Genomic DNA, 24,659 nt, shown 5'->3' on the forward strand with positions numbered 1-24,659 from the left:
CTCCTGCCACCCCACACCCCGAGGACCCCATGACCCTGACCGAACCTCCCGTCACCCTCCAGCCCTTCACCATCGCCACGGCCCTGCTCAAGAAGCTCGTCACGCACCAGGCCACCACCATCGAACGGGCGATCGCCGAGGCCGTCATGAACGCCGTGGACGCCGGTGCGAGCGCCGTGGACGTCGACCTCAGCCCGACGGAACTTCACATCCGCGACAACGGCCGCGGCCTCACACAGAAAGAGGAGATCGAGAAATACTTCGCCGTGTTCGGCTTCGACCACGACACGGCCGACGAGCAGGGCAAACGCCAGTACGGCGAGTTCGGCATGGGCCGCGCGCAGCTGTTCAAGTTCGGCCGCGTCACCTGGCGCACCGGCCACCACAAACTCACCGTCGACATCCACGCCCACGGCATGGCGTACACCCACGAGGAGCGCCCGCGTTTCCAGCCGGGCGTGCACATTCACGTGGTGTTCAACGAGGCCGACCACATCACGAAGAACTTCGACGGGCACCTCAAGGCCCTGCGGACGCACTTCCAGTTCCTGGACACGCCGGTCACCGTCAACGGCCAGCCCTGCCGCGTCACCATGGACTGGGACGACGAGGACGACCTCGCGTACTACAAGGTCACCTCGCGGGGTGAGACGTTCGTGTTCAACAAGGGCGTGCTGGTGCAGTCGTTCTGGGGCAACGGCGGGTACGTGCTGAGCAAGGTGCCGCTGCAGGTGAACATCACCCGCACCGCAGTCCTGCCCGTCCACCTCGACCGGATCCGGGCGAAAATCAGCCGGATTGCCGCCCGGCAGCGCCGCGACAAGCTCAAGCTCACCGACGACGAGAAACGCCAGCTGCTCGCCGAGATGCAGTACATGAAAGTCGACGACTGGAGCCGGCACAAGCTCGTGCACGACGTGACCGGCTCGAAGTACACCCTGATGGAGTTCGTGACGGAAGTCGAGAAGCGGCGCGTGCTGAGCATGGAGTCCATGCACGGCCGAGGCGACCCCTACGCGGACATGGCCCACCAGCACCGCCAGGCGTTCGTGCTGCAGCGCGGCATGCTGTCGGTGTACGACTGCGACTCCCTGCAGCGCTGGTTCGAGACGGTGCAGGACATCCTCCGCCTCCAGCTCAAGGACAGCCCCTTCGCCCTGAAGCAGGCGCTGGAGCAGCTCAGCCGGGTCACCGTGGAAGGCGACATCCAGAAGGCCGTGCCGAAACTGAACGTCGATCACGTCCTGGTGGAGCGCAGCAAATGGACGCCGTTCGAACGCCTGGTGATGCGGGCGCTGAACACCCCCAGCGCGCACTGGGAGTCGGCGGTGAGCCAGGCGCTCCGCGCGCAGGGGGACCGGACGACCCTGAACAAACGCGAGCTGGTCCTCGGGGAGTCCGCCACCGCCGCCGGCTGGACGGACGGACGCTCCTTCATCGCGATCGAGCGCCGGCAACTCAAGCAGGCGAAAGAAGGCCTGCCCGGGTTCGTCGCCCTGGGCGCCCTGATCCTGCACGAGTACACCCACCGCGGCGACTCGAAATCCGCCCTGCACGACGCGGACTTCTACCAGACGTTCCACGACGCGGCCATGCGGCTGAAGTTCGGCCAGGCCGTCGAAAAAGCCCACGCGACCTACCTCCGCTACAAGGACGAGCCCGCGTACGCGGCCGGGAAGAAAGGAAAAGGTCAGGCGGCGGAACCTGAACCGGACGCGGCGGAGGGCGAAGGCGACTGAGGTGAAAGGCTCCAGGTGATTCCTGGAGCCTCTTTCATGACCTTCTGGGGCTTCACAACGCCGCGTCCTCCGGCCAGGGCTCAAGGTCCAGGGGCGTGGGCAGCAGCGCCCCGTCCACAGGCTGCAGGGTCGCGCCGACCAGACGGTACGGACCCTGCCCCCCCTGCGCGTCGAGGGCCTGGCGCTCCACGGTGAAGCGGTACTCGTGCTCCCCGGCCGACAGGCTCGCTTTGTGCGTCAGGTGCACGGTGCGGCCGGCCAGCGGCTGGAACTCCAGGTCCAGCTGGTAATGGTCCGCCGCGTCGATCACGCCCCAGAAGGTCAGGTGCACCCCGCCCGGACGTGGACCGGAGAACTCCACCGTTCCGCCGCGCACGGCCAGCGGCACGACGCGATAGTCAAACGCCGTCTGGACGCGGCGCCCGCCGGACCCCGCGCGCACGGTCACGGTGTGCTGACCCGGCGCGGTGGTGGGCAGCGCCAGGTGCCACACGCGCAGCACGGCCGATTCGGACACGGCCGTCCACCAGGAGTCGTCCAGGTCCTCGGTCCCGACGGTCGCCTGGACCTCCGCGCGCCCGACAAGGCTCACCTCCACCACCAGATCGCTGCCTTCAAGCACCACCGGCACGCCCTGCACCTCCGCCGTGGCGTCCGGGAGCACCTGCAGCGCCAGCGGCTGACGGCGCGCACGCCAGGCGGCCACAGCGGCCATCACGGCCGCGAGCAGCAGCCCCAGCATCCACCACTCCAGCTTCACGCAGTCCTCCTCGGTCGGCCGGTGCCGTGCGCACTCGGCAGGCCTCTCAGGTCAGGCACCCGGGTCCACCGCCGGTCAGGCGTGCCCCGCCAGAACCCCACCGGACCGGGTGGCCACGTCGGCTTCCCACGTGAGGTCGCGGATGACCCACCCACACCCCGGAAAGCGCCAGCCGGAGTTGATCTGTCCCACCACGTACTCCCGGACCCGTGCCGGGTGGAAGCCCAGCTTCAGCAGGTCACCGAAACTGACCGTGCCGTCCAGGTGCCGGGTCATGTCGTCATGCAGCTCCCCGTCGTGCGGCAGGCGGTAACTCAGCCAACTGCGCCGCTCCAGCGGCCGGGCCTGACCGGCCTGCACCGCGACCGCCATGTCACTGGCGACGTCCAGCAGGGGCCGGCCGGTGCGCAGGGCGATCTCGCGCACGCTCAGCGCCTCCCCGCCGAGCAAGGCAGTGGAGCCTTCGAACACGACGCTCGGGGACCCGATCTGCGGACGCACCACCTCCCACTCGTCGCAGACGCGGGCCCACTCGGTGATCACCGCGTCGAAAAAGCCCAGCGGTTCCCCCTCCACGTCGCCTTTGACGAAGTGGAAGTGCCCGACGTTCGGGTCCAGCGGGGTGGTCTGCACCGCCTCCAGCCCCGTCCAGTCCAGGACGCACCCGTCGATGAGCTCGCCGCTCGACAGGGTCATGGTCATGGGCACGTCACTGTTGACGTGGAGCACGCCGGAATGCTTGTTTTCCCGCAGGAGCATCAGGATCGAGATCAGGGAAACGTCCGACAGGGGGCCCTTAAACATACTTCCAGAGTAGGTACGTCCGGGTGAACGTGGAAATCACCGCGGACTGGCGTGGACGCATGAAGCCGACACGGGAGGCCGGCCGCGTACGCCTGCAGGTGAACCCCACTCTCCCGGCGACGCAGAGCGCGTGCCCATCGCGCTTGCCGCGTGATCACAAGATCCCCGTGATCCGCCGCCGACGGCAAGGGGTAGCGGGAGGATTCCTCCCGCTGCCCCTTCAGTTGAGGTTCACCGGCCCCGGCCAGTGAGACCAGGTCAAGGATCAGCCCACGTCCGTCAATTGAAGTACTCCAACGTTTCATAGGCCACGGACACTTCCTTCAGGTTCGACTTCAGTGCCCCCCGGGCTTCCTGGAACATGCGAAGTACCGTCGGGTTGCCGTACCGGTCAGGCTGTTCCTTCTTCGTCACGTACACGCTTGTGTCCGATAGGAACGTGGACTCGTACCGCTCCTCAGTGGGGGTAATCGTCGTTTTGGTCACGTAAACCGGGTCTGCCGTGGTCCGGCCACGCAGGACCGCCCCGGCATATGTCCAGGTCTTGATCGACCACTCCTTCGGAGTGGTTTGCTCAGACCGGATCATCCGTCCCTCACTGTCCTGCAGGAAGTACTCCTTCTTCACGACGGCGCCTCCCGTTGTGGTGGTGGCCGCAAAGCCATTTGGGAAGGCCTCGTACCGCGTCGCCTCAACCAGCTGGTTCTGGCTATTCGTGGTCGTGCCTGCTGTCAGCACACCATTCACGTACGCGAACGAGATCTTCGTCGTCTTTCCGCCAAATTTGTCAGTTCGCTCCACCAGCCGCCCATCCTGGAACCGGTAGCGGGTTTCCGAGATCGGCTTTCCTGCCTCATCGGAGCGAACATACGCCACTGCCCGACCCTCACGGTCGAAGGTGGTCACAGCCGATCCTGACAGCGTCTCGATTCGTTTTCCGCCGGCTTCCGTCACGTCCATCATGCGCGTCTTTTGCACCTGGACTGGACCTTTCAGGCCCCGCGACGTCACGGTGACGAACTGCGCGGTTAACGGGCCAGTCCGCGTACGGGGCGCCTTGGCATTCAACAGTGAGGCCAGGGTCGCACCTGGAATCTTCATCAAGGTGGACGCATTGAATGTCGCAGCTGGCTTCCCGGCAGGTGCGGAGGCAAGCGTCCGGTTCGGATCGAGTTTCCGGCTGCCGTTGGTTTTCTTCATCCAGCTCACCGTCACTTCGCCCGTCGAAGCAAAGTAGCTGATCAGGTAGAAGTCCCCGTCGGAGAGTTCAAGAGTCGCTGAAGTCAGTCCACTCGAGTGATCCCACGGGGAACGAGTTCGCGCAGGAAGACTGACAGCTTTGCTTGACGACACTGCGCCCATCCAGGCCTGCTGGAACTCCTGAGGGGAGAGGTCACTCTTCGAACAGAGGATGTCGAAATTCAGGTTCTTCAGCGTCGACACGGGGCAGGTCACCGGAGTCATCTTCATGGCCCGCATCACCTGCGTCACATGCGTGTGCCTCTGTTCGAGGGTCGCGGCGAGGCTCCCGCCAAGGAGAAGAGCAGTCAGGGGGACGGCGCGGCTGATGTTCATGTTGACCTCTGAAAGGGTGAAGTGGGGGGCGGTGGCCGGGCTGTTCGGTTCGGCGTTCTTGGAGTCCGTGCGGTGGACGCGTGAAAGGCCTGTGAGGGTGAAACGATGCGGTGGGGGGGGTGGGCATTTCAGAGGGCATGGCAATGGGGGCAGCTGGATAATGGCTTGTGTGACGCAGCCTGCCCCGACGAAAGATGAGCCCGCCGCCATGGATCCTGTTCGCCTGGTTCGCGATGTCAGCGTGACCCTGGAAGGACTCCTGGCCGAGCTCGGGGCTGAAGGCAACGGTCTGGGGGAAAAGGCGAGGAGCCTCCCGGACTTGCCGGACACCACGCAGCAGCAGATCCGCCGAATAGCCTATCTCCGCAACCGCGTCATGCATGACGGTTTTGACCCACCGCCGCACGACCTCGAGCAGTACCTTGACGATGCGCGCCGCGCGCGGTCGACCCTGTCCACGCTCGCTGGCAGGCCGGAGCATGGCACTGCCGCCGCCGTCAGGCCGGAAGCGTCCTCGGAATTCAGCCGAAAGGCGGTACGCGGCATGCGGGTCATGACGTTGGTCGTGAGCATCGTCGTCATGGTGAGTCTGTACAGGGACGGCTTAAACCTTCTCCACTACTACCCGGAAGTTGCCTGGCCGTATTACGGGGGCGTCGGCGGCCTCCTGCTGCTTGAAGCCCTGATCACCTTGAGCCGGATGGATCACCCGCTGGTCGGCGGTGTGGCGAATGCCCTCGCAGCTGCAAACCTCCTGGCAGCGCTGTACTTCGCGTCCAGCCAGCTGCTCTGACCGGCAAGGTCGCCGGCGTTGCACCCGGGCGCAGACGTCCCGTCGTCCGCGCGGGTGGGGGAAAGCTGCCAGACTGAACGCATGATCACCGTGATCGGGCACCTGACCGGAACTGACGCGCGAACGCTGGCCCAGGGCCTGCGGGACATCGCCACCTACGTCTCGAGCGGCGGTGCGGACGCGCCGTCCGGGTCGGGGTACGCCATCACTGAGATGCAGGTCCAGGCTGGACCGCTCAGTGACGAGGCGATCGGGGCGTACGAGGCGGCGTTCCGGAGCGGGCGCGCCAGCACGCAGCTGCTCCTGGTGCTCGAGAGCGAGACGGGGGATGACGTGAACGAGGCGCTGGATCTCCTCGCGGAGGACCTGGACACGGGGGAATACGACATGACCGGCCGCCAGGGCCCCGGCTGGCAGGCGCGGTTCTGCGAACTCAACCTCTGAGGACCGGACCGGGGGCGAGGTGCGGCTGGGCGCTGCGTTCACCCACCTGCAACCTACGCTGAGCGTCAGGAGACCCCCATGACCCAGGAACCCACGCTCAGCTACTTCGGCAGCCTGACCCTCAAGAACGGACACCTCCACCTGCTGCACAACTCCGACCTGCCCGCCTACTACAGTTCCTTCCACCCGAAAACCCACGCCCTGGTGTGCGGCACCTCCATCTCCATGAAGACCGCCTACACCGTGCTCTACGGGGAGCGGAGCATCGAGCTCGAGGAGTTCGACCTGCCGGAGGTCATCTCCCTGCTCTCCGAGCAGTCCGACGCCTGGATCACCCTGAAGAACTCCCCGGAGATCGAAGCCACGATCCGGAACCTGCTCACGGACATCCACATCCTCAACCCCGACATGGACGTCATCTTCCGCCCTGACCCGGCCCCGCAGACGTCCGGCGCCGGCTGGACGCCTGCCCTGGGCGCCGCGCCCGTCCCGGCCCCGGCCACCCGCCCGCCTGCGGCGCTGCCGGACCTTCCCCTGGGGCGCCCTGACGCGGTCCCCGTTCCGGTGGCCGTGGGCAGCGCCGCGGCCCTGAACGCGCAGCAGCCCATTCCCCGCAGGGTCATGCTGCCCGGCGAGGCCAACCAGCGCGTCCGTCAGGCCCGCCTACAGGAGCAGCAGGAGCAGCCCCGGCCCGCTCCGGAGCGCAGCCTGTTCGGCCAGCTGCGCCGCCTCTTCGGCGGCTGAGGCCGCCCGGCACGCACCTAGAGGGCCGCCCCACCAGTGATCCTGGTGGGGCGGCCCTCTGGTGAGGGGGAACGGTCAGCGGCCCGGCACCTTCAGGCTCCCGGACACGATCATGGCCCGCTGCTGCGCGACCTTGGCCACCTGAGCGGCCGGCACGAGCGCGCGGTTGTAGCGGTCCATGGCGAAGCCCACACCGTCTTCTTTCAGGCCGAAGAGGCGCTCGCCACCTTTGAACTTGCCTTCGGCGACTTCCTTGATCACCTGGTACATCACGTTGTCCACCCGTTTGACCATCGAGGTCAGGCCGTGGTTGAGCGTGACCGGGTTGTTGTCGGTGTCGCCGAGGTAGTTCTGGTTGCTGTCCACGCCGATAAACAGCAGAGGCCGGGTGTCGCTGGCGCAGGCCTTCTTGTACGCGTCGGACTTGGGCACCTTGACGAAGTTGTCGGAGGTGAACTTCACCCCGGACGGCAACTGCGACGCCTTGAGGCACTGCTTGTCCTTGACGAACTTGATCACGCCCAGGCCGCTGTTGCCGGCGGCGTGGAAGATGATGTCCGCGCCCTGGCGCGTGAGGTCCGCGGCCTGCTTGTACGCCTTGTCGGGGTTGTCCCAGGCCGTGTAGTCGTTCGGGCCGCCGACGTACCGCGACGTGACTTTCGCCTTCGGGTTGGCGGCGCGGACACCGGCCTTGAAGCCTGCCGCGAAGCGGTAGATCACGGGAATTTCCATGCCGCCGACGAAGCCGATGCGGTTGGTGCTGGTGTTCAGGCCAGCGATGTAGCCCACCAGGTAGCCGCCCTCCTCTTCCTTGAAGATCATGCTGGCGACGTTCTTCGCCGGGGACACGTCGTCCACCAGTCCGAACTTCAGGTTGGGGTTCGCCTTGGCGGCCGCAGTGATGGCTTCGTTGTTGGCGTAGCCGATCCCGGCCGTGAAGTCGTACCGCTGCTTGGCGAACTCGTTGATGGCCTGCGGAGCGGTGCGCTTCTCGCCCTCGCTGGTCGCGTCGAAGTCGGTCTGAATGACGCCCAGGTCCCGCACGGCGCGCTGCGCGCCTTCGTAGGCGCTCTGGTTGAATGAGCGGTCGTTCTTCCCACCCGCGTCGAAGACCATACCCACCTTGACCGGCGTCGTCTGAGATATTCCGTGCGCAGCAAGCCCAAGGGCCGTAAGAATCAGCAGTTTCTTCATTCGTGTGCCTCCGAATTCACCGTATGCCGCAGGTGGGTGATTTCCGGCCCCGCGCCCCGGCCTGCCCGGGCCGACCCCCAACTCACCCCGCAGGCGGGGTCCCAGTCCGGTCACCATGACCGACACGCCCCTGCGCTCCCTGATGCACGCCCTCGCCGATCACACGCAGCAGCCGGTGGTGCTGTGCGCGCCGTACCTCAACGCCATCCGGCACCCCACCCTGCTGGACCCGGCCTTGATCTGGATTGTCGGCAGCGGCCGCTACGAGCAGGAGAGCGTCGAGATGCTCGGGTGGTGCCGCGCGGCCGGCGGGGAGCGCTGGGCGCACCGGCACCACCCGGGCGTCCTGCTGGGCCTGCATGCCGGGAGCATCACCACGCTGCTCGCGCTGGCCCCCATCCCGGAAGACCGCCTCGCCGTCGACTACACCGGTCAGGTGCATGACGAGCGCAAGGTCGTCACCCGCCAGCTCGGCGCCCCGGACGCTCCGCTCTGGACGGGGGCCCTGCCCCGCGTGATCAGCCGCTACGACCTGGACCGCCACGCCACTCTCCCCGCTGCACTCTCGCTGGGCGCCGGCGCTCACCCCACCGACGAACTCATGCTCAGTCCGCAGCCGCCCTACCTCTGGCCGCTGACCTGAGACGTCACGGGTGAGCGCGGTGCAGGGCACCACGCTCACGAGGACGGAGCCCTCGTCCGGCCCCGGCCGTAGACAAAGCACCAGGGCGTACCTAGGCTCAGGGGTATGGAACTCATCGAGGTCCCCGGAGTGTTCAATCCCTACCAGGAGCGTCACATGGGCACGCGCTGTGACTTTCCCGTGCCGCCCACCTTCACGAACGCCCTGTTTCACGCCCTGTGCCACATGAACGACGAGACCTTCGACGGCTACATGATGGTGGCGACCGGCGACACCCCGCTGATGTTCCTCAAGCGCATGGACACCGACGACGAGCAGTACGAGCTGATCCCCTCGCAGCCGGCGATGGACGCCAACCCGGCGCTGGCCCAGGAGCTGCAGGGGCCGTTCGATGAGGCGCTGCGCCGCCTCGACCAGTACCGCGCGTACCGGCGCATGTCCGGCCATTCCGCCGGGCACCTCAGGCAGATGCTGTCCGACACGGCCGCCCTGGCCTGACCGCCGCGCGACGCCATCCGGACCTCCTTTCACCCTGGCCGCGGCCAGGGTGACTTCGTTGTGCGGTGGTTCCGCGCCAGAACGCGCGGCGCGGCCACTGACGGTCAACACCACCCACACGTCCCGAACACTGGAGAGCACGTATGACGCTGAACCCCACCGACTTCACCCCTCAACCGCCGCCGCCGGCGCCTGGCACACCCGAACGCAGCGCCCCACCCCACCCGCGGTTCGCGCTCGAGGCGCAGGCCGCCCGCCTGAAACGGAATCACCCGCGGATGGCCGAGGAGATCTGCGCGGAGGCCCGGCGTTACGCCGGGCTGAGCGCCCGGGTGGCGTGGGAGCGGCTTCAGGCCGAAGCGGTCCACATCGAACGGCGTCACCTGTCCGGTCAGGGCAGCGCCGACCGCAACCGCTGGCTCGCGCAGCTCATCCGCGACCTGCCCGAGCAGCCCCTGAGCCCGTTCACGTTCCCCGCCACGGACAGTGCAGGGACGCCAGGTCCGCAGTAGGTCCCCGGCCATGCATCACGTCCACATCACCGTCACCGCCCTGACCCCCGAAGACCTCAGGGAAGCGGCCGCGCACGCCGTCACGCGCCTTCAGCAGTCCCCGGACGTGCCGGAGTGCAGCGACGCGCACGGCGCCGCCTCGTTCACGCTCTCCCCTCACCCGCCCGGGCCGGCCCCGCAGTGGGAGTTGCTGGAACGGCACGAGGACACCCGCCGCGGACCGCAGTACCGGTGCATCGGCAGGTTCGAGTCGGCTCAGGACGGCCTCGACGCGCTGCGGGGCGGCATCGAGCGGCACGGCCTCAAGATCATCGACGTCAGTGACGACACGGTTCACGTCTGTTCGGAGCGGGAGATTCTGTGGATGCTGCAGCGCCTCCAGGACCGGCCGGGCCTGCACGTCCAGCCGGACTGGGCGTACGCCGCGCAGATCGTCCGGCAGGAACGCGCCCGCCCGGACCACGGCCAGTGCCGCGTGCTGACCGGCCGTGACCGCGACGGAACGGTCATCCGCATCGTCCGCCAGGACACGCAGCAGGACGTCGCGTGCTGGCGGGGCAGTGAGACGCAGGCCCTGCTGTCCGAGGGTGAACTCGACGCCGACAACCTCACCGATTCGGCCCTGTCCTACGCCGCCGTGCTCGGACTCATCAAGGAACCCTCCGGCCATCCGGGCCGCTCCTAGTCGGCCGCACGGCCAGTCCGGGGTCCAGTGCGACTCGCCTGGGCAGTCCCGTCCAGAGACCACCAGGAGGCCGATCACGCCGCACCTCGTACTCATCCACAACGCCACGAGCGACCAGGCGTACACACCCGCGCTCTACCAGTTCGGTCACGCGGGTGACGCCGCGGCGTTTCTCACGGCGGCCCGGGAGGAAGCGGCCTGGTTTCCGTTCCCGCAGCAGGACCTGATCGTCGAACCGGTTGACCCGGCCGACCCCGCTCAGCTGCAGCGGATTCTGAACGCCTTTGACCGCGCAGAAGTCGAAGCCGGAAGGGCTGACGAAGAGGCGGAGGACGCCCACAGTGAAACCAGCAGCCCGCAGGACGCCTGGGCCGCTGTTGTCGACCTCAGCGTCCCCCCGGGTGACCTGACCGGCCCGCAGGCGGTGCTCGGGGCGCTGTACCTGCTCGGCGACAACGGTGAACTGGCGGCGTCCGAAGCGGAGATCTACGGCGACCGGCACGATCACCTCGTCCGCCTCGACCAGGATGACGGGCCTCCCCTGGTTCTCGGGTTCGCCACGGCTGAGGAGGCCGCGCTGGCCGTCCGCCGCGCAGGGTCAGGCGCGCACGCGGTGGACCTTCATGACCACGCTGCACTGCTGCGCCTGATCGAGCAGACCAACGCGGCCCTGTGGCCCCGCTTCCGCGCCGTCCCGTGGCCGGGCTTCACGCGCGCTCCTGGCCTCACCGAGGCGCAGCACACCGTCCGGTCCTACCAGACCAGCCCCTGAACGCGTCCCAGAAGGAGACCCATGATTCAGCTCACCTCCATCCCGAACGCCACGGCCTTCCTCCCTGGAGGGCAAACTGGGTTCATGACCCGCCGCCTCACCATCCTCTTCGGTCTCACCGCCGCTGACGCCCTCGCCGCGCCCGAGGCCGCCCACCCCGCCGACCCTGCCGCCCAGGACGGGCTGAACGTGGGAGACGCCGGCCGTGACACGCAGATGGTCCTCGCGACGCTCGACGGGTACAGGAAACGGAACGTGCTGCGCGGCCTGGTCGAATGGGCGTGGTCCGCGCCGAGCGACATCGACGTGCAGACGCAGCGGGCCCTGCAACGGGAAGTGCCGTGGGGCGGCATGCTCACCTGGATGGAGAGCGGCGGGCAGCCTGCGGGCAGCAGCGGCCTGAACGGTGTCCCGGGCGCCCTGATCGCCGGGGCCACGGGGGAGTTCCTGCTGCATGAAGCGGTGTACATCACGGCCCTGACGCATCCCGACCCCCGCAACCTGTACGCGAGTGCGTTCCTGGCCGCCCTGCTGGAGGAGTTGACCCTCCGCGGCGAGCCCGGGGCGCATGACCGCGCCTGGACCCGCGCGTCCCACGTCAACCTCACCGCCATCACCGAAACCCGCGGCCTGCACCCCGAAAACCACGATGAGACGCTCAAAGCCAAGCACCTGATCCGCCGGCGCAGCGACGAGGCGCGTGAGCAGGTGCACGCCCGGATCGAGGCGGGCCTCCGGGGGGAAGTGGCGCCCCTGGCAGCGTCGGTTCTGGACACCCTGCAGTCGGTGGTCGCGCACGGTCGGGCCGGAACCTTCATCGACGGCGTTCAGGCCGCCATACGCACCAGCCCGGACAGCGCGGCGTTGACGGGCGCGGTGCTCACCGCGCGCGGACTGACGGTCCCCCCCACGCTGATTCCCGAGTTGCGCGTCGGGCACACCTGGAAGGCCTGGGCGCGGGAGTGGTCCTGCGAGGAGCGCTACCCCGCGATCGTGCCGGCCAGCGGCGAGCCGCAGTCGTAACGCCCCTGCGAACGACAATCAGAGTCAGCTAGGTCGCGTGGTCCCTTCCGAGCGAGGGAGGCAGCGTCCGTGCGAACACGACATCAATGGCCTTCGTCCAGCAGGGGGGGGGTTGTTGTGGCCCTGCGGTGGCGCCCCTATGCTCGGCGTGATGCAACGCCTGCTGCCCCTGCTCGCGCTGCTGGCGACGTCTGCCAGCGCCACCCACCTCAAGGACAACCCCAACATCCGCAACCTCGCGGCCGAGGTGTACAGCTACACCGGCGTTGAACAGGCCGACTGCTGGCAGTCCGGGTTAGACGAGGCAAAGTTCCACAAGAACTTCAAATCCCTGCCCTACTGCTTCGCCACGGAGCGGAACGCCGAGTTCGGGCGCCGCGTCGTCGAGCAGGCCGCCCGCGCCCGCAACGCCAGCGTCAGCGCCTGGACGTTCGATGGGAAGAGCGGGTGGTACACCGCCACCATTACCAAAGGAACGCTGAGCATGCTCGCGGCGGTGATTCCGCCGAACGGCTGGTCGTACTCGGTCACCCGCATCTTCATCACCCCTGACGCTGGTCAGTAGGGCGGGAAGCCGTCCTTGGCGGAGCATGGCTGCGTCTTGCGAACTTTGAACATGCTCAGCTGGCAATCGGCGCTGGGGCATGTTGAGCCTGCGCAACAACGCGACCGCGTCAACGTCGGCTTCTGTCTGACAGAAGAACATGCAGGAAAGTCCTTGACCTCCATGTTCGTGCATCTCTCGGAGACGAATTTTAGGTGGGCGATGCACCAGGCACCCCAATGTTCACTCAGAGTTGGAACGGAAATATCGTTGGCGCTGAAGGGTGTGAATGATATGTCTGCCAGGAGTTGCGAATGAAAAAGTACCTCTTGATGTGCTTCCTTCTATTAACTGTTGCTGGTGCCAGCGACTTTTCCAAACTCACGAAGGAAAATGTTTGTGTCTATAGGTCTGCTACGATCCATGACTATGTGCCTGACGGCGTAGCACTCCAAATCGATACTGCGGTCGCTAACGCACTGGAAAAACTCATTTCATACGGATTTAGAGAAGTGGAGATCGGTTGCGACGATTACAACGTCCGCATTATTATTCAATCTCTTGCAGTTGATCAACTTCTGATGTCAACAACAATAAGTCTAATCGTTAATGATATTGCTTCTCTCAAGGAATTGAGTGGAACGCACAAAAAAATGCATGAGTCAGGAACAGCACGCACCATCACATTTACTTGGTATGTAAGTGAAAAGAAAGCCGTGGAGAAAGCACTACCGAAGATGACAGAGACCCTGGTGACCTGGTTCCTCAAGGAGTGGATTGCGACCCATCCTTGACCTCCAGAGGCACAGAGAAGGGGTCTCAGTTTGACATTGGCGGTGCCCGCGCCAAGAGTCTCCCTCAGGCATTCAGCTCATACCGATGACGCGATTGTGGGTCTCCACAACCGCCTGACCTCGCTGTCATATTGCCGAGCTACGGCGCAATCACCAGTTCGGCCAGGAGAGCGTCACGCTCCGCCTGATCGTCGTCAGTCATCCACCCGCAGCTGACCGCATGCGTGGAAATCTGCGTGATGACGTCTTTAATGACGTCGTTGTAATTCACGCTGCCTCCTTCAAGGTGTACCTGGGGATGGTAGACAGCCCGGGTTTCCACGCCCTCGCCGGCGAAGATTTCGCGGGTCCGCTTCGGCGTGTGCTCCGTCACGTGCTTACTAGACGTCGTCGTGAAATGCCGGTAGCCGTCCGTGATTTCGCCGTTGATCTTGATGTTCGTCGTCCCTGCTCTGCGCAGCGCATTGGCCGCGTTGGAGTCTCCCTCGGTCGCATGTTCCCAGTACCCCTGCGCAGCCAGACTGAGGTTCAGCATCGTGCGGTACACATCCGCGCCGTCGGCAGGCAGAGCCCGGGCGCTGCGGACGTAGTCCCTCAGGTTCCCGATCAGCAGGGCCTGCACGTATCGCCGCATGTGCTCGTCGTGATTGCCGGCAAAAGTCGTCACTTTCCCTTTTGACATTGGGCAAGGCTAACACCGCTGGACACAGCGCTCCGGCGAGTTTGCTCAGGCGTTCGCAGCGATCACGCCGCTTCCTGCGTGGACGTCAGCTCCAGCCCCTGCTCCCCACACACAGAGGGGGACGCGGTCAACAACCCCGCGTCCCCTCCTCTTCAGGCCACAGATGCCGTTTCGTTGTCCAGGGCTACTTCCAGACCATCGCGTTGAGCAGGTACCGGAAGTTGCCGTACTTCAGGTAGTTCGTGCCGGTCAGCGGGTTGAGGTGCACACCATTCCACGCCATCGCGGCCGCCCCGCCGCCGTCCAGACGCAGGGCGCCGTTCATGTACCCGAGCGCCTCGAAGATCGCGCAGATCTCGTAGTCGTTCGTTGAGGCGTCCGACGTGGTGGACGCCAGCACCATGCGGTTCAGGCCGATGCCGGCGGCACTCCAGGTTTCCCGCGTGGTGCCCGGCGAGCGGGAGCACGCGCCGTTCGCCACGATGGACGTCGTCGAGCCCAGCACGTGGTACGTGTGCGTGTTGAAGTTCACCGATGGGGTAGCGCTGCCGGACAGGGTGGAGTTCGCGCTGTACCCGCGGTGGAATTCCGCGGACGTGCCCCTGGACTTGTCGGCGGGCTGCTGCTGGAACGCGAGGAACGCCTCGTAATTGGACGTGAGTTTGCGGTTGACGTTCTGCGTGCGCAGGGTCCACAGCGGGTACCCGACGCCCCCGGCGAAGACCCCGTAGTCACCGTCCCACTGCGTGGCGTTGATGGCGACCATTGAACCGGCCCCGTGCTGTTCAATGGAGCGCAGTTCATATCCGCCGGACACCGGAACCAGCGGAACGTGCAGGGTCTGGTCCCGGTCGGAGCGGTTGATCACCACCACGTGCATGTAGGGCGCACTGGTTTCGCAGGCGTTGGTCTTCACGGCGCTGTGCCCCTGCGCGAACAGGCTCTCGATCTCGGTGTTCGCGCTCTTCAGCCGGGTCCGGCAGCTGCTCGTGTCCTCCGACAGGGCCGTCAGGACCCCTTCAGCGCGGGCGGGCTCCGCCACGGCCACGGGCCGCTCCCCGTCGGCCTGCACGATCAGGCGTTCCGTGGCCAGCTGCACGTCCCCGAGTTCACCCGTCGTGAAGGTGGCCGCCCCGCCTTTCACCACCGGTTGGCCCACCTTCCGGCCCGCGACCCGGACGTGGTAGTCCGCCCAGGTGAGCCCGGTGGGCAGGCGGGCCTCGTTGACGGGGAGGGTGACCTCCGCGGGTTTCGTCAGCCTGGTTCCTGGCCACACGGCCACGCGCGAGGTCACGTCTCCCGTGTCCAGGGTCTGCAGGCCCAGGAGCGTGGCTTCCGGCAGGCTGCCCGGCTCCAGCTTGAAGTGCCCGCCGGCATTCAACAGACGGTCCGGGCGGTAGGCGACCACGTCAGCGCTGGTGGGCGGCATCTGGCCGTCGGCAAGGTAGTCCACAGCCAGGTGCCGTTTCGCCCCAGTCTGGACGGTCCTGACGGTCAGGAAGACCTCGTGCCGGGCGCCGGCCATCACGTTGATGGGCTCCGCCAGGCGGATGGTCTTGAAGGGGACGACCTCACCTGCGGCCGGGTCCGGCTGGACGATGATGCGGTCCACCCGCATGGCCGGGAAGGCCGAATCGCTGAACAGCTCCCCGGTCCCGCGACCGTCGTCGGGGGCCGCGATGGACTTCGTGGCGCCGACGGCCACGCAACCGGTTCCGCAGAGGAACACCTGGCGGACGCCGACGCGGGGCAGGCCCGGTTGATCCCCGATGAAGGACACCCTCAGGCGGCCGTGGTCCGCCGGGACGGTCCGGGCATCAAACGCCTGGGCGGTCAGGCGGGCGGGCGGTTCACCCAGGGAGGTGATGGCCGCTGCGTCCGCAGGCTGGACACTGGACTGACTGCAGGCGGCGAGAAGGCCGGGCAACAGGAACAGGGAAAGGGGAAGAAAAGACGACCGTCGCATACCCATACCTCCAAGAAGACGTGCGTGAACTGGGATGATCCGCTCCGAACCTTACGGGCCGCGCGCACCCGGAGTCCTGAGAGCAACCTGAAGCCAGCCTGGGAAAATTCAGAGCTGAATTTGGAAAGGATCACGGGGGCACGAAGCGGCCAAACGGCGAGAAAATCCCTGCCTGGTTCCGGCGAAATGACCTTCAGCGTCGCACCTGGACGCACACTCGGCAGCGGCCTTCCCCGACTCACCACAGCCCCTCACCGACCAGGACGACGAGGGGTGCTCCAGAGTCCCAGCAGGCCAGGCCAGACCGCCTTCCACCACCGTGCAGCGCCCCGAACGCACGCGCTTCCCAACCCCTTCACCCGCTGTCTGCGGGTCGGGGCGGTGCGCCTGTGGCTGCGTGCCGCGGCCTCACACCCTCACGTCCGGGCCACGTCAGCCCACTTCCAAGGAGAGCGTCATGGATCACTTCAACATCGGCGGATACCACATCAAGGGCTACAAAGAGCACGACACCATGGACGGGGTCGCCTACGTCTGCACCATCTGGCGCGAAGGCCGGAAGGTGGGCTCGGCGGAGCAGAGCGGCCGCGGCGGCAGCACCATGCTGTACTTCGCCGACCGTGCCGAGCAGACCGCGTTCGAGGCGCTGGCCACGTCCCGCCCCGCCCGGGAGTACGACGACTTCACGGTCCCGGCCGACGGCGAGTCGCTCGTGGAGGAGCTGATCACCGGCTGGCAGTTCGACCGTGAATCCAGAAAGAAGATCGTCGTTCGGACCAGCCGCAAAGACGACCTGGGCGACCTGGAAATCAAGGGCTTCAAAGCGGCCGTCAGCCCGGCCGTACTGCGGCAGCTCAAGGTCCAGGACCCGGCCATCACGCACTACTGGGAGACCGGCAAGGGCTGGAAAGCCCTGTGAACCTCAGTGCCCTGGCAGGCATGACCGTTCAGGGCCAGGACGTGACGCTCCCGCAGATGCCGCCCAAGACGTACGCCGGGCTCAAGGACGTCCTGGCGTACCTCGGCGTCACCTGGGACAAACGCCGTAAAGTCCACCGCCTGACCGGCAGCGAAGTGGACCTGCGCCGCAAGCTCGCTCACCTGAACGCCGGCGGCCGCCTGCCCCCGCGCAATCCCCTGGCGTTCTTTCCCACCCCGCCGGAGGTCGCGCAGCAGGTCGCCGAGCTGGCCCATGAGGCCCTCGGGTACCGCGCTCACCTGGGGAGACGCGTCACGGTGCTGGAACCCAGCGCTGGCGAAGGCGCGCTCCTGCAGGCGGTCGAGCGCGTCTGGGACGACCCGGCGCATCTGGACCTGCACGCCTGGGAACTCGACCCGGGCCGGGCGGCCATCCTGCACGTCCTCGGGTACCGCGTCACCCGCGCTGACTTTCTGAGCTGCGCCACGCCAGCCGACCTGATCGTCATGAACCCGCCGTTCAGCGTGCCCGGGGACGCCCTGGCCTGGCGCACGCACCTGATCCACGCCGTTGGCCTGTGCCGGGAAGGCGGCAGCGTCATCGCCGTGCTGCCGGCCGTTCCGCTGCTCGAGGACCGGCTCCTCGCCCCGCTGCTGCTGGACCGCGAGTACGAAGTGCTCCCGCTGCCGGACGGCAGTTTCAAGAGCAGCGGCACGCTCTGCAAGACGGTGATCCTGCACGTCACCCAGACCGACCAGTCGTGGCGGCGTCAGCCCACGACGTGGCATGACGACCCGTTCCCGAACACCAGCACCCTGCAGGTCTTCCTGACGGCCTACACGTTCGGTGACAGCGTCTGGAACACCCTCGACCCGGGCGAGCGGAGCCGGTCGAGGTTCGAGCGGGGCCTGCAGGCCATCGCGCTGGACCTGCAGCGGCAGCACCTGCCGGTCTGGCTGGAGGACGTCGACATGGCCTTCCTGTACGCCCGTTGGCTGACCTTCTCCGGCGCCGCGCCGCCGCCCGCTCCGGCCAGGCCCCTCCTTCCGCTCTTCGAGCCCGGCGTCCCTGCGCCCTGACCGGGCGGGGGCCCGTTTCGGGCGGAAACCACCCGGGTGTCGCCCACCATGACGGGGATGACCGCCGCGCGGCTGCCTCCGCGCCAGCGGAGCGCACCCCAGGCCGGTCATCGAGGCCCTGCGGCCACGCCCCTGGCGATCCGCAGCGCTTTTCGTGCCCCCGAACTGGATCAACGCCGCAAGGCGACGAAGGAGACGCCCGCCATGACACCCCGTTACGACGCCATCGCCGAGTGGTACGACGCCCACATCCAGAGCATCCAGCCTTCCGAAGCCCTGATCGTTCCTGAACTGCTGCGCATGACCGGCGACGTCCAGGGCCTGCACCTGTGCGACCTGGCCTGCGGTCAGGGCCACATCTCCCGGCACCTCGGCCGGGCCGGCGCTCACGTGACCGGCATCGACCTGTCCAGCAAACTGCTCGGCATCGCACAGGAGGAAGAACGCCGCTTTCCCCTGGGGATCCGGTACCAGCTCGACGACGCGCAGACCCTGAGCTCCCTGGCGGACCAGTCGCACAGCGGCTGCGTGAGCAACCTCGCCCTGATGGACATTCCGAATTTCACGGCGGTCGTCTCGGCCGTGAAGCGCGTCCTCAAACCTGAGGCGTTTTTCGTGTTCTCCATCACCCACCCGTGCTTTCAGGCGCCCGAAGCGCATTGGGAGGTGCGTGACGGTGACCGCGTGACACGCGTGATCCCGGAGTACTTCCAGGAACGCGAGTGGTGGTCGGTCAATACCGAGAGTGTCCGCGGGCGGGTCGGGGCGCACCACCGCACGCTGTCCACGTACATCAACACCCTGATCCGCGCCGGCTTCACGCTCGAGGCCATCAGTGAACCCCAGGCGACCGGTGAACTCGGCACCATCAAACCGGAGTTCGCGACGATCCCGCCGTTCATGGTCATGCGCTGGATCAACGCCGGCACCCACTGAACGTCCCTGAACCGCGCCCCGCTTCAGCTGAAGCGGGGCGCTTCACGTGTCCGCCGGCCATCCGCCCGGCGTGGACGGCCCACCCTCCCCGGCAGGGGCATGCCCCCCCGGCGACCGGCCACCACTCACCTGCGGAGCACCATGAAGCGTGACCACTATTCTGCCCAGCGCCCAGACTCTCGCCGAATCCAACGGGATCGACTGGTACGCCCTGCGCGGCACCGGAGAAGGCGGGGTCATCACCGAGGAAGATGTCCTGACCCACCTTGCCGCGATCATGATGGGCCACGTGGACGCGCCACTGACGCCCGTCGACGCGCCGCCGCCCGACTGGAACGGCGTGATCGACCTGGACCCCGCGATGCTTCAGGCCGCGGGCATGGACCAGGAAACCCTCCAGATGGTCGGCGAGGCCGCCGCGAGCCTCCGGCCCGCCGCGCCTGATCCCGTGCCCGCGGCCGAGCCGGCACCGGAACCGGCGGCCCCTCCCGCGCCTGTCCCCACGGCCGCGCCGAACGTGGGGCCTGACCCGGTCCCCGCGGTCCCGGCCGCCCCGTCCAAGGGTGGACTCAGTGGCCTGCTGGGCCGGCTGTACGGGCGTCAGGACACGGAACGCGCGCCTGCCCCGGCTCAACCGCATGCGGTGCCCGCCGCGCCGAACCTCCCGGCGCACCCGCCCGTTCCGGCCCCCTCCTTCATTCCCGCTGCCGTGGTCTCCCCGGCGGAATCGCCGACGACTGCGCCGCCGGCGATTCCGGTGCCGGTCACCCCTCCGGAAGTGGAGCGGCCGCTCAGCGAACGCGTCCCCCAGAGCACGCCTGTCTCCGCACCGTCCGTGCCTCTGCCCGCGCCGACCCCGGCTGCGGCTCCAGCGGCAGGCGTCACGGCGTGGCGCGGCACGTTCATGCGCCGCAGCGACCCGGTCCCCGCGTACACCGCCTTCAAAACGCAGCTCGAGGAGGTGCTCGGCACCACGGTCAGCGACACACTGCTGATCGCGCACGCCGCGCAGCGCGCAGCGCATCTCACCGGCCGCGCGCACGTGACCTACCTGGACGGTCAGGCCGTCCTCACCCCGGACCTGCCACTGCGTCAGGCGGCGCTCAGGGGCCGCCCCGCCGAACGCTCCGGCGACATCCTGATCGGCGGGGGCCCCGTGACCGAGTTCGCGCAGCAGCCAGGGGGCCTGCTGCTGACCGCCGACGTGCACGACGGCCTGCTGAGCCTCAGCCTCCTCGGCGAGGTGGACGTTCAGCAGGGCGCGGCGTTCCTCGCGGCCATCGAACGACTGCTGCAGCGTCCCATCGCCCTGCTGCTCTGACCCCGCCCCGTTCGCGCCAGGCTGACCTCGGTGGGCCTGGCGCGTTCCCTACCCTGCGAACGACCCCTGCGTCTCCGGGGTTCAGTGGGCCCCGAGCCTCGCTGGATCCGGGTGGTCACATGAGGCAGCGCCCGCCGCCGTCACGGCCTATTGATGACGGCGTAAGTATGAGCTGCTAGGCTTGCGGCGTGGCCGAATGGCATCCTTCCAAATACTCCCGTGCCCAGCTGGAAGAACGCCGGCTGGCCGCGACGCCGTGGCTTCAAGAGAGCAAGCATTCACAGCAGGAGATTGCCCAGCACTTCGGGGTTTCAGTACACACCGTCAGCAACTGGAAAAAACGCCTGAAACGTACCGGCAGTCTCCAGGCGACGGTGACGACCGGACGCCCCTCCCGACTCACCGCCGCACAGCTCGAACAGGTCCGCACCCTCCTGAGGGAGGGTGCACTGCACCATGGCTTTCCCGACCAGACGTGGAGCACCAAGCGGGTCACGGATCTGATCGGGCGGCACTTCGACGTGTGGTACCACCATGATCACGTCCGGAGAATTCTTCGCCAGTTGGGGTTCACGCCCCAGATGCCGGATGGACGCGCGGCTGAGCGCAATGAACTCCGGATCGCGTCCTGGAAAGAACAGGTCGCGCCGGAGTTGGGAAAAAAAGGTCGCTGAGGGCGCGACACTCGTCTATCTGGATGAAGTCGGGTTCTCGTTGAAGGGCGTGCGGCGACGGACCTGGTCGACCAAGGGCGTGACGCCCTTGGTCACGCTTCCCGCGAACTGGGAGAAGCTTTCAACGATTGGGGCGATCACCTCAGACGGGAGATTCTTCCAGCACACGAAGTCCGGGGCGATTCGGAGTGGGGACGTCATCCGGTTCTTCCAGCATCTGCTGCGTCACATTCAGGGAGAGATCGTGGTCGTGCTGGATAACGCCGGGATCCACCGGGCGAAGGCAACACAGGCGTTCGTGCTGCAGCACGAACGCCTGTTCTTGGTGTTTCTGCCGCCCTACGCCCCTGAATTGAATCCGATCGAGCTGGTGTGGGCGTATGTAAAGCGCAATGTGCTGGGGAACGTCTGTGCCCGCTCGGTGGGAGTGCTGAAAGCGAAGCTGGTGACGGCTTGGCAACGGGTTCGGTACATCAAACTGCCTCAACAGCTGATGGATTCCAACTTATGCCGTTATCAATAAGGTGACCCCATGAAACGCGACTGGCTGGAAGTGACGCAGCGCGTCCTGCTGGTATTGCTGGCCCTGGGGTTCATGGCGCTGGTCGCGATGACCCTGACGTGACCATCCACGCCGACGCCTCTTCGCGCCGCACGGCCAGCGCGCCCCCCTGACAGGACGGTATTCCCCGTGACCCCCACCGCCTCGCCCGAACAACGAGCCGCCCTGACGCGCACGGCCACCCTGCTGCGGGAGTTCCTCCTGAACGCCCGGTGCCAGCGCCGCCAGCAGTTGGAACCGGCACTTCAGGCGTTTCCGGCAGGGGCCTGCAGCGCCGCGTCCACCCTGCTCGCCTGGGCCCTGCGCGCCGACGGACAGACGGCGCAGCTGGTGACCGTGACCGCGTTCGACCCCGTGACGGTCACCGACTTCTCCCACACCTGGGTGTGCGCCGGGCCGTACCACGTCGACATCACCGGCGACCAGTTCAACCCACAAGACCAGGACCCCCGCGCTCAATCTGCCCGGCCCGGCGTGTACGTGTCCATCACGCCGCCCCCCTGGGCGGGACAACGCCAGCCGCGTCCTGCCCTCGAGGACCTGAGTGCCGACGCGGCGCTCCTGCCTGAGTTCCAGCGCTTTCAGGCGTGGGCGGCGGCCCTGCCCGCCCTGCGGTTCCAGCCGCGCCGCAAGGTCACGGCTTCCTGGCAGGGTGCGGACGTGCTGGAGTGCGGCCACCTGCGTCACATCAAGTCCGCCTACCCGCCCAGAAAACGCCCCTGCCACTTCTGCCCCCCGCAGGCGGCCAGCCGCGTGTACCGCGCCACCGGGGGCACCGACGCCCTGGACTGGTTCGCCACGCTCACCGACGAAGCCCGCGGCGACCTGATTGCCGAACTGCATGCCCGGCAGGGCGCCGCCTCCGAGTAGTGGGCCTGCGGACGCTCAGGCGCCGGGCCCGTTCTCCGGGCAGGGTTCGATGAACTCGACGTCCAGCCAGTACTCCGCGTCGGCCGGGTCATGCCCGGCGTCTTCCAGCAGGGCCTGCCAGGCTTCCCACGTCGCATCCCGGGCGTCAGGGTGGCACCCGAGGTAGTCCGCGAGTTCCGTCCGCTGCTCTGGCCTGAGGGGTTCGCTGAGGCCACCGAGGTCTGCCTCGAACGCCTGGTGCAGCAGGTCCGCGAGTTCAGGGGGCGTCAGGTCCGCAGGGCGCATGCGGTCAGTGTACGGAGACCAGCACGACAGACTGTGCCGTTCAACCCCTCCTGCGCTGATCAGGTGGCCTAGCGCGCCGGTCCGCCACCTGGCGGATGCTGCCCATCCTGGCGCCCCATAGACTGCCGGGCATGAACACGCCCCGCCCCCACCACACCCACGCCGCGCCGCGCCCCCCCGCCGGCCGCTGCGAGGATCCGGTGCGTGAGCGCGTGTGCCCGCCCGAACATCCGGGCGATGCAGGCCGAGATCCGCGAGAGACCCCAAGCTGTTCCCCTCGCATGCATACCTGAGCCGGAGTCCATCAAACTCCAGCTTCCGTAACTCCACCCCGAGGCGACGTAGGGAAGTGGCTCAACCCGCACCTCTGCAAAAGGTGTTGTCGGCAGTTCGAATCTGCTCGTCGCCTCCAATCTGGCCTCATGGTGGAAATGGTGAACACACCTGGCTTTCACCCAGGAGATTGACGGTTCAAGTCCGTCTGAGGTCACCAACGTGGTTCCGTAGCGCAGGGGGAGCGCACCCGGTTGTCAGCCGGAAGGTCGCGGGTTCAAATCCCGTCGGGACCGCCAAATTTTCCAGAGGGGAGGGTTCTCCTTCCCCAGTACGGTGGTCATCGTCCAGTGGCAGGACGCCTGAGTGTGGATCAGGAAACACCAGTTCGACCCTGGTTGATCACCCCAGTTTCGGGCAGTAGCTCAGTCCGGCAGAGCACTCGGTTTGGGACCGAGGGGCCGCAGGTTCAAATCCTGCCTTCCCGACCAACAAGGGAACGCGCGTACCTCTGATGGGGGCGCGCGTCCTCCTTTGTAGTCACGCGACCGACCAGGGGCGCTTCCGAAGTCGCGTCTGTCACGCCGGACTCGACCCTTGCCCGCGACCCGCCCACTACACTTCAGGCTGTGTCGTCCCCTGCAGCAACCATCGGTCACCTTGTCCAGGAGCGCCGCGCATGGCCGGACGATGCTGTCCTCCAGGACCTCGCCGCCCTCACCCCCCTGGCCGATGAAGCGGCCCTGAACGGCCCCACAGGTGACTGGAGTGACGTCTACCGGTACGTGGCCCTCGCCGAGGTGTGTGCCGAACGCCGGCTCCGTGCGGCCGTGCCGCTCCTGCTCGACCGGGCGGCGTTCGGCGACCCGGGCGAAACCATGCGCGGGCTGCGCCACCACCTGGAACAGATCGCCGGGCCGGACTGGGACTTCCTGGCCGAGGCCTGCCTGCACGCCCTGAACTCCCATCGCCCTGGAACGAGGCTCTGGGCGGCCGAGCAGCTCGCCGTTCTACAAGTCGAGCGCACAGCGGAAGCGCTTCAGGCCGGACTTGAAGACCCCGAGGACGAGGTCCGCGCAGCCATCCAGTCCGCACTCGACGCCCTCAGGCCGCCGGCCTCGCACATTGGGCGACAGCGGCGCCGTTAACCCGGCTCAATGTGGCTGGCTAGAAGCCCTCAGGGGAATGTCGTGGTGAAGTCGCACACGCTCAAGCGCGCCAGGGTGCGGACCCAGGCCACTCAGGGGCACGGGCAGATGGTCTGGCCAGTTCAACGGAATCAGGGCCTGAGCATGCTCATAGTGCAGGCAAGAGCTGCACCATGCCCAATGGCTGCCCCGCCCCGCCCAGAGGCGGGACTCCACCCAGGTGGGTTCAGCACGCCACCGGAGGAAGTGCTGATGCAGCGTCCACTCCCCGCAGAGCGGACAGGGACTGGCCGGGTCCGGGCTGGGGAGATACCGCGCGAAGAGGTCCCGCCAGGCCACCGCTGACGTCTCGGGCACCCAGCGCCAGGACCTGCTGCGAGAAGGCATGGCTCAGGGTACAGGTGTGCACGCCTGAATCAC

26 protein-coding genes and 5 tRNA genes are annotated in these 24,659 nt (G+C 67.1%); 24 read left to right on the plus strand and 7 right to left on the minus strand.

The window, feature by feature from the left end:
- Positions 1 to 29: 29 nt before the first annotated feature.
- Complete coding sequence (locus tag DFI_RS19800; protein WP_027462877.1) at positions 30 to 1,739, plus strand: ATP-binding protein; 1,710 nt, start codon at positions 30 to 32, stop codon at positions 1,737 to 1,739.
- 52 nt (positions 1,740 to 1,791) lie between these two features.
- Here the strand turns inward: DFI_RS19800 and DFI_RS19805 are convergent, their stop codons facing one another.
- The 3 genes from DFI_RS19805 to DFI_RS20495 all read right to left on the minus strand — a co-directional run bounded on the left by DFI_RS19805 (position 1,792) and on the right by DFI_RS20495 (position 4,878).
- Positions 1,792 to 2,499, minus strand: coding sequence for a hypothetical protein (locus DFI_RS19805; RefSeq protein WP_118376066.1), 708 nt, complete (start codon positions 2,497 to 2,499; stop codon positions 1,792 to 1,794).
- 75 nt (positions 2,500 to 2,574) lie between these two features.
- The gene (locus DFI_RS19810) at positions 2,575 to 3,303 is read right to left on the minus strand and encodes a DUF4388 domain-containing protein (protein ID WP_051307726.1); all 729 of its coding nucleotides are present in this window, start codon (positions 3,301 to 3,303) and stop codon (positions 2,575 to 2,577) included.
- A 279-nt stretch (positions 3,304 to 3,582) separates the two neighbouring features.
- On the minus strand, positions 3,583 to 4,878 hold the full coding sequence (locus tag DFI_RS20495; RefSeq protein WP_027462879.1) for a hypothetical protein: 1,296 nt from the start codon (positions 4,876 to 4,878) through the stop codon (positions 3,583 to 3,585).
- Between the two features lie 169 nt (positions 4,879 to 5,047).
- Between DFI_RS20495 and DFI_RS19820 the strand changes: the two genes are divergently transcribed.
- From DFI_RS19820 to DFI_RS19830, 3 genes are all read left to right on the plus strand, one after another.
- The gene (locus tag DFI_RS19820) at positions 5,048 to 5,671 is read left to right on the plus strand and encodes a hypothetical protein (protein WP_027462880.1); all 624 of its coding nucleotides are present in this window, start codon (positions 5,048 to 5,050) and stop codon (positions 5,669 to 5,671) included.
- Between the two features lie 81 nt (positions 5,672 to 5,752).
- Positions 5,753 to 6,115 carry a hypothetical protein gene (locus DFI_RS19825; protein ID WP_027462881.1) on the plus strand — a complete coding sequence of 121 codons (363 nt, stop codon included), beginning with the start codon at positions 5,753 to 5,755 and terminating at the stop codon, positions 6,113 to 6,115.
- A 78-nt stretch (positions 6,116 to 6,193) separates the two neighbouring features.
- Positions 6,194 to 6,859: a hypothetical protein gene (locus tag DFI_RS19830; protein ID WP_027462882.1), complete on the plus strand. Its 666-nt coding sequence runs from the start codon at positions 6,194 to 6,196 to the stop codon at positions 6,857 to 6,859.
- Positions 6,860 to 6,934: 75 nt separating this feature from the next.
- On the opposite strand, the gene DFI_RS19835 is transcribed toward DFI_RS19830, so the two are convergent.
- Positions 6,935 to 8,053, minus strand: coding sequence for a BMP family lipoprotein (locus DFI_RS19835; protein ID WP_027462883.1), 1,119 nt, complete (start codon positions 8,051 to 8,053; stop codon positions 6,935 to 6,937).
- Positions 8,054 to 8,168: 115 nt separating this feature from the next.
- Here DFI_RS19835 and DFI_RS19840 point away from each other — a divergent pair, with 115 nt between their 5' ends.
- The 8 genes from DFI_RS19840 (at position 8,169) to DFI_RS20500 (ending at position 13,524) form a co-directional block, all read left to right on the plus strand.
- On the plus strand, positions 8,169 to 8,696 hold the full coding sequence (locus tag DFI_RS19840) for a hypothetical protein (protein WP_027462884.1): 528 nt from the start codon (positions 8,169 to 8,171) through the stop codon (positions 8,694 to 8,696).
- A gap of 105 nt (positions 8,697 to 8,801) precedes the next feature.
- Complete coding sequence (locus tag DFI_RS19845) at positions 8,802 to 9,194, plus strand: hypothetical protein (RefSeq protein WP_027462885.1); 393 nt, start codon at positions 8,802 to 8,804, stop codon at positions 9,192 to 9,194.
- A 143-nt stretch (positions 9,195 to 9,337) separates the two neighbouring features.
- Positions 9,338 to 9,706 carry a hypothetical protein gene (locus DFI_RS19850; protein WP_027462886.1) on the plus strand — a complete coding sequence of 123 codons (369 nt, stop codon included), beginning with the start codon at positions 9,338 to 9,340 and terminating at the stop codon, positions 9,704 to 9,706.
- Positions 9,707 to 9,716: 10 nt separating this feature from the next.
- Positions 9,717 to 10,391 (plus strand): hypothetical protein, encoded by a 675-nt coding sequence (locus tag DFI_RS19855; protein ID WP_027462887.1) that lies wholly within the window; start codon positions 9,717 to 9,719, stop codon positions 10,389 to 10,391.
- A gap of 424 nt (positions 10,392 to 10,815) precedes the next feature.
- The gene (locus tag DFI_RS19860; protein ID WP_027462888.1) at positions 10,816 to 11,163 is read left to right on the plus strand and encodes a hypothetical protein; all 348 of its coding nucleotides are present in this window, start codon (positions 10,816 to 10,818) and stop codon (positions 11,161 to 11,163) included.
- A gap of 84 nt (positions 11,164 to 11,247) precedes the next feature.
- Positions 11,248 to 12,186 (plus strand): ADP-ribosylglycohydrolase family protein, encoded by a 939-nt coding sequence (locus DFI_RS19865; protein WP_027462889.1) that lies wholly within the window; start codon positions 11,248 to 11,250, stop codon positions 12,184 to 12,186.
- A gap of 151 nt (positions 12,187 to 12,337) precedes the next feature.
- Complete coding sequence (locus DFI_RS19870; protein ID WP_027462890.1) at positions 12,338 to 12,751, plus strand: hypothetical protein; 414 nt, start codon at positions 12,338 to 12,340, stop codon at positions 12,749 to 12,751.
- A 293-nt stretch (positions 12,752 to 13,044) separates the two neighbouring features.
- Positions 13,045 to 13,524, plus strand: coding sequence for a hypothetical protein (locus DFI_RS20500; protein ID WP_155864549.1), 480 nt, complete (start codon positions 13,045 to 13,047; stop codon positions 13,522 to 13,524).
- Between the two features lie 139 nt (positions 13,525 to 13,663).
- Here the strand turns inward: DFI_RS20500 and DFI_RS19875 are convergent, their stop codons facing one another.
- Together DFI_RS19875 and DFI_RS19880 are read right to left on the minus strand one after the other, a co-directional pair.
- The gene (locus DFI_RS19875) at positions 13,664 to 14,206 is read right to left on the minus strand and encodes a hypothetical protein (RefSeq protein ID WP_027462891.1); all 543 of its coding nucleotides are present in this window, start codon (positions 14,204 to 14,206) and stop codon (positions 13,664 to 13,666) included.
- 184 nt (positions 14,207 to 14,390) lie between these two features.
- Positions 14,391 to 16,133 carry a hypothetical protein gene (locus DFI_RS19880; RefSeq protein ID WP_027462892.1) on the minus strand — a complete coding sequence of 581 codons (1,743 nt, stop codon included), beginning with the start codon at positions 16,131 to 16,133 and terminating at the stop codon, positions 14,391 to 14,393.
- Positions 16,134 to 16,629: 496 nt separating this feature from the next.
- Between DFI_RS19880 and DFI_RS19885 the strand changes: the two genes are divergently transcribed.
- The 6 genes from DFI_RS19885 to DFI_RS19910 all read left to right on the plus strand — a co-directional run bounded on the left by DFI_RS19885 (position 16,630) and on the right by DFI_RS19910 (position 22,533).
- Positions 16,630 to 17,091: a hypothetical protein gene (locus DFI_RS19885; RefSeq protein ID WP_027462893.1), complete on the plus strand. Its 462-nt coding sequence runs from the start codon at positions 16,630 to 16,632 to the stop codon at positions 17,089 to 17,091.
- A 20-nt stretch (positions 17,092 to 17,111) separates the two neighbouring features.
- Positions 17,112 to 18,170 (plus strand): SAM-dependent methyltransferase, encoded by a 1,059-nt coding sequence (locus DFI_RS19890; RefSeq protein WP_027462894.1) that lies wholly within the window; start codon positions 17,112 to 17,114, stop codon positions 18,168 to 18,170.
- 204 nt (positions 18,171 to 18,374) lie between these two features.
- Positions 18,375 to 19,106 carry a class I SAM-dependent methyltransferase gene (locus tag DFI_RS19895; protein WP_162145417.1) on the plus strand — a complete coding sequence of 244 codons (732 nt, stop codon included), beginning with the start codon at positions 18,375 to 18,377 and terminating at the stop codon, positions 19,104 to 19,106.
- A gap of 148 nt (positions 19,107 to 19,254) precedes the next feature.
- Complete coding sequence (locus tag DFI_RS19900; RefSeq protein WP_027462895.1) at positions 19,255 to 20,427, plus strand: E3 binding domain-containing protein; 1,173 nt, start codon at positions 19,255 to 19,257, stop codon at positions 20,425 to 20,427.
- Between the two features lie 188 nt (positions 20,428 to 20,615).
- A protein-coding gene (locus tag DFI_RS20610) for an IS630 family transposase (protein ID WP_216826949.1) occupies positions 20,616 to 21,624 on the plus strand; the annotation gives its coding sequence in 2 pieces (ribosomal slippage) (positions 20,616 to 21,083 and positions 21,085 to 21,624; 1,008 coding nt in all).
- A 168-nt stretch (positions 21,625 to 21,792) separates the two neighbouring features.
- Positions 21,793 to 22,533 (plus strand): hypothetical protein, encoded by a 741-nt coding sequence (locus DFI_RS19910; protein ID WP_027464402.1) that lies wholly within the window; start codon positions 21,793 to 21,795, stop codon positions 22,531 to 22,533.
- A 15-nt stretch (positions 22,534 to 22,548) separates the two neighbouring features.
- Here the strand turns inward: DFI_RS19910 and DFI_RS19915 are convergent, their stop codons facing one another.
- Positions 22,549 to 22,818, minus strand: coding sequence for a hypothetical protein (locus DFI_RS19915; protein WP_027464401.1), 270 nt, complete (start codon positions 22,816 to 22,818; stop codon positions 22,549 to 22,551).
- Between the two features lie 335 nt (positions 22,819 to 23,153).
- Between DFI_RS19915 and DFI_RS19920 the strand changes: the two genes are divergently transcribed.
- The 6 genes from DFI_RS19920 to DFI_RS19945 all read left to right on the plus strand — a co-directional run bounded on the left by DFI_RS19920 (position 23,154) and on the right by DFI_RS19945 (position 24,239).
- Positions 23,154 to 23,230 (plus strand) — tRNA-Cys (locus DFI_RS19920).
- A 4-nt stretch (positions 23,231 to 23,234) separates the two neighbouring features.
- Positions 23,235 to 23,311, plus strand: a tRNA-Glu gene (locus tag DFI_RS19925).
- Between the two features lie 4 nt (positions 23,312 to 23,315).
- Positions 23,316 to 23,390: transfer RNA gene (locus DFI_RS19930), tRNA-Asp, on the plus strand.
- A 37-nt stretch (positions 23,391 to 23,427) separates the two neighbouring features.
- Positions 23,428 to 23,501: transfer RNA gene (locus DFI_RS19935), tRNA-His, on the plus strand.
- Between the two features lie 4 nt (positions 23,502 to 23,505).
- Positions 23,506 to 23,582, plus strand: a tRNA-Pro gene (locus DFI_RS19940).
- A 138-nt stretch (positions 23,583 to 23,720) separates the two neighbouring features.
- Positions 23,721 to 24,239 (plus strand): hypothetical protein, encoded by a 519-nt coding sequence (locus tag DFI_RS19945; protein ID WP_027464400.1) that lies wholly within the window; start codon positions 23,721 to 23,723, stop codon positions 24,237 to 24,239.
- The last annotated feature ends 420 nt before the right edge of the window (positions 24,240 to 24,659 follow it).

Origin of the sequence: Deinococcus ficus, assembly GCF_003444775.1 — a bacterium.
Lineage (GTDB): Bacteria > Deinococcota > Deinococci > Deinococcales > Deinococcaceae > Deinococcus > Deinococcus ficus.

Bases quoted from the DNA above. Each gene is read 5' to 3' on its own strand.
- DFI_RS19885 (WP_027462893.1), top strand. From the start codon at position 16,630: ATGGATCACTTCAACATCGGCGGATACCACATCAAGGGCTACAAAGAG.
- DFI_RS19915 (WP_027464401.1), bottom strand. From the start codon at position 22,818: ATGCGCCCTGCGGACCTGACGCCCCCTGAACTCGCGGACCTGCTGCAC.
- DFI_RS20495 (WP_027462879.1), bottom strand. From the start codon at position 4,878: ATGAACATCAGCCGCGCCGTCCCCCTGACTGCTCTTCTCCTTGGCGGG.
- DFI_RS19840 (WP_027462884.1), top strand. From the start codon at position 8,169: ATGACCGACACGCCCCTGCGCTCCCTGATGCACGCCCTCGCCGATCAC.
- DFI_RS19850 (WP_027462886.1), top strand. From the start codon at position 9,338: ATGACGCTGAACCCCACCGACTTCACCCCTCAACCGCCGCCGCCGGCG.
- DFI_RS19895 (WP_162145417.1), top strand. From the start codon at position 18,375: ATGACACCCCGTTACGACGCCATCGCCGAGTGGTACGACGCCCACATC.
- DFI_RS19810 (WP_051307726.1), bottom strand. From the start codon at position 3,303: ATGTTTAAGGGCCCCCTGTCGGACGTTTCCCTGATCTCGATCCTGATG.
- DFI_RS19865 (WP_027462889.1), top strand. From the start codon at position 11,248: ATGACCCGCCGCCTCACCATCCTCTTCGGTCTCACCGCCGCTGACGCC.
- DFI_RS19875 (WP_027462891.1), bottom strand. From the start codon at position 14,206: ATGTCAAAAGGGAAAGTGACGACTTTTGCCGGCAATCACGACGAGCAC.
- DFI_RS20500 (WP_155864549.1), top strand. From the start codon at position 13,045: ATGAAAAAGTACCTCTTGATGTGCTTCCTTCTATTAACTGTTGCTGGT.
- DFI_RS19825 (WP_027462881.1), top strand. From the start codon at position 5,753: ATGATCACCGTGATCGGGCACCTGACCGGAACTGACGCGCGAACGCTG.
- DFI_RS19835 (WP_027462883.1), bottom strand. From the start codon at position 8,053: ATGAAGAAACTGCTGATTCTTACGGCCCTTGGGCTTGCTGCGCACGGA.
- DFI_RS19855 (WP_027462887.1), top strand. From the start codon at position 9,717: ATGCATCACGTCCACATCACCGTCACCGCCCTGACCCCCGAAGACCTC.
- DFI_RS19800 (WP_027462877.1), top strand. From the start codon at position 30: ATGACCCTGACCGAACCTCCCGTCACCCTCCAGCCCTTCACCATCGCC.
- DFI_RS19890 (WP_027462894.1), top strand. From the start codon at position 17,112: ATGACCGTTCAGGGCCAGGACGTGACGCTCCCGCAGATGCCGCCCAAG.
- DFI_RS19845 (WP_027462885.1), top strand. From the start codon at position 8,802: ATGGAACTCATCGAGGTCCCCGGAGTGTTCAATCCCTACCAGGAGCGT.
- DFI_RS19830 (WP_027462882.1), top strand. From the start codon at position 6,194: ATGACCCAGGAACCCACGCTCAGCTACTTCGGCAGCCTGACCCTCAAG.
- DFI_RS19870 (WP_027462890.1), top strand. From the start codon at position 12,338: ATGCAACGCCTGCTGCCCCTGCTCGCGCTGCTGGCGACGTCTGCCAGC.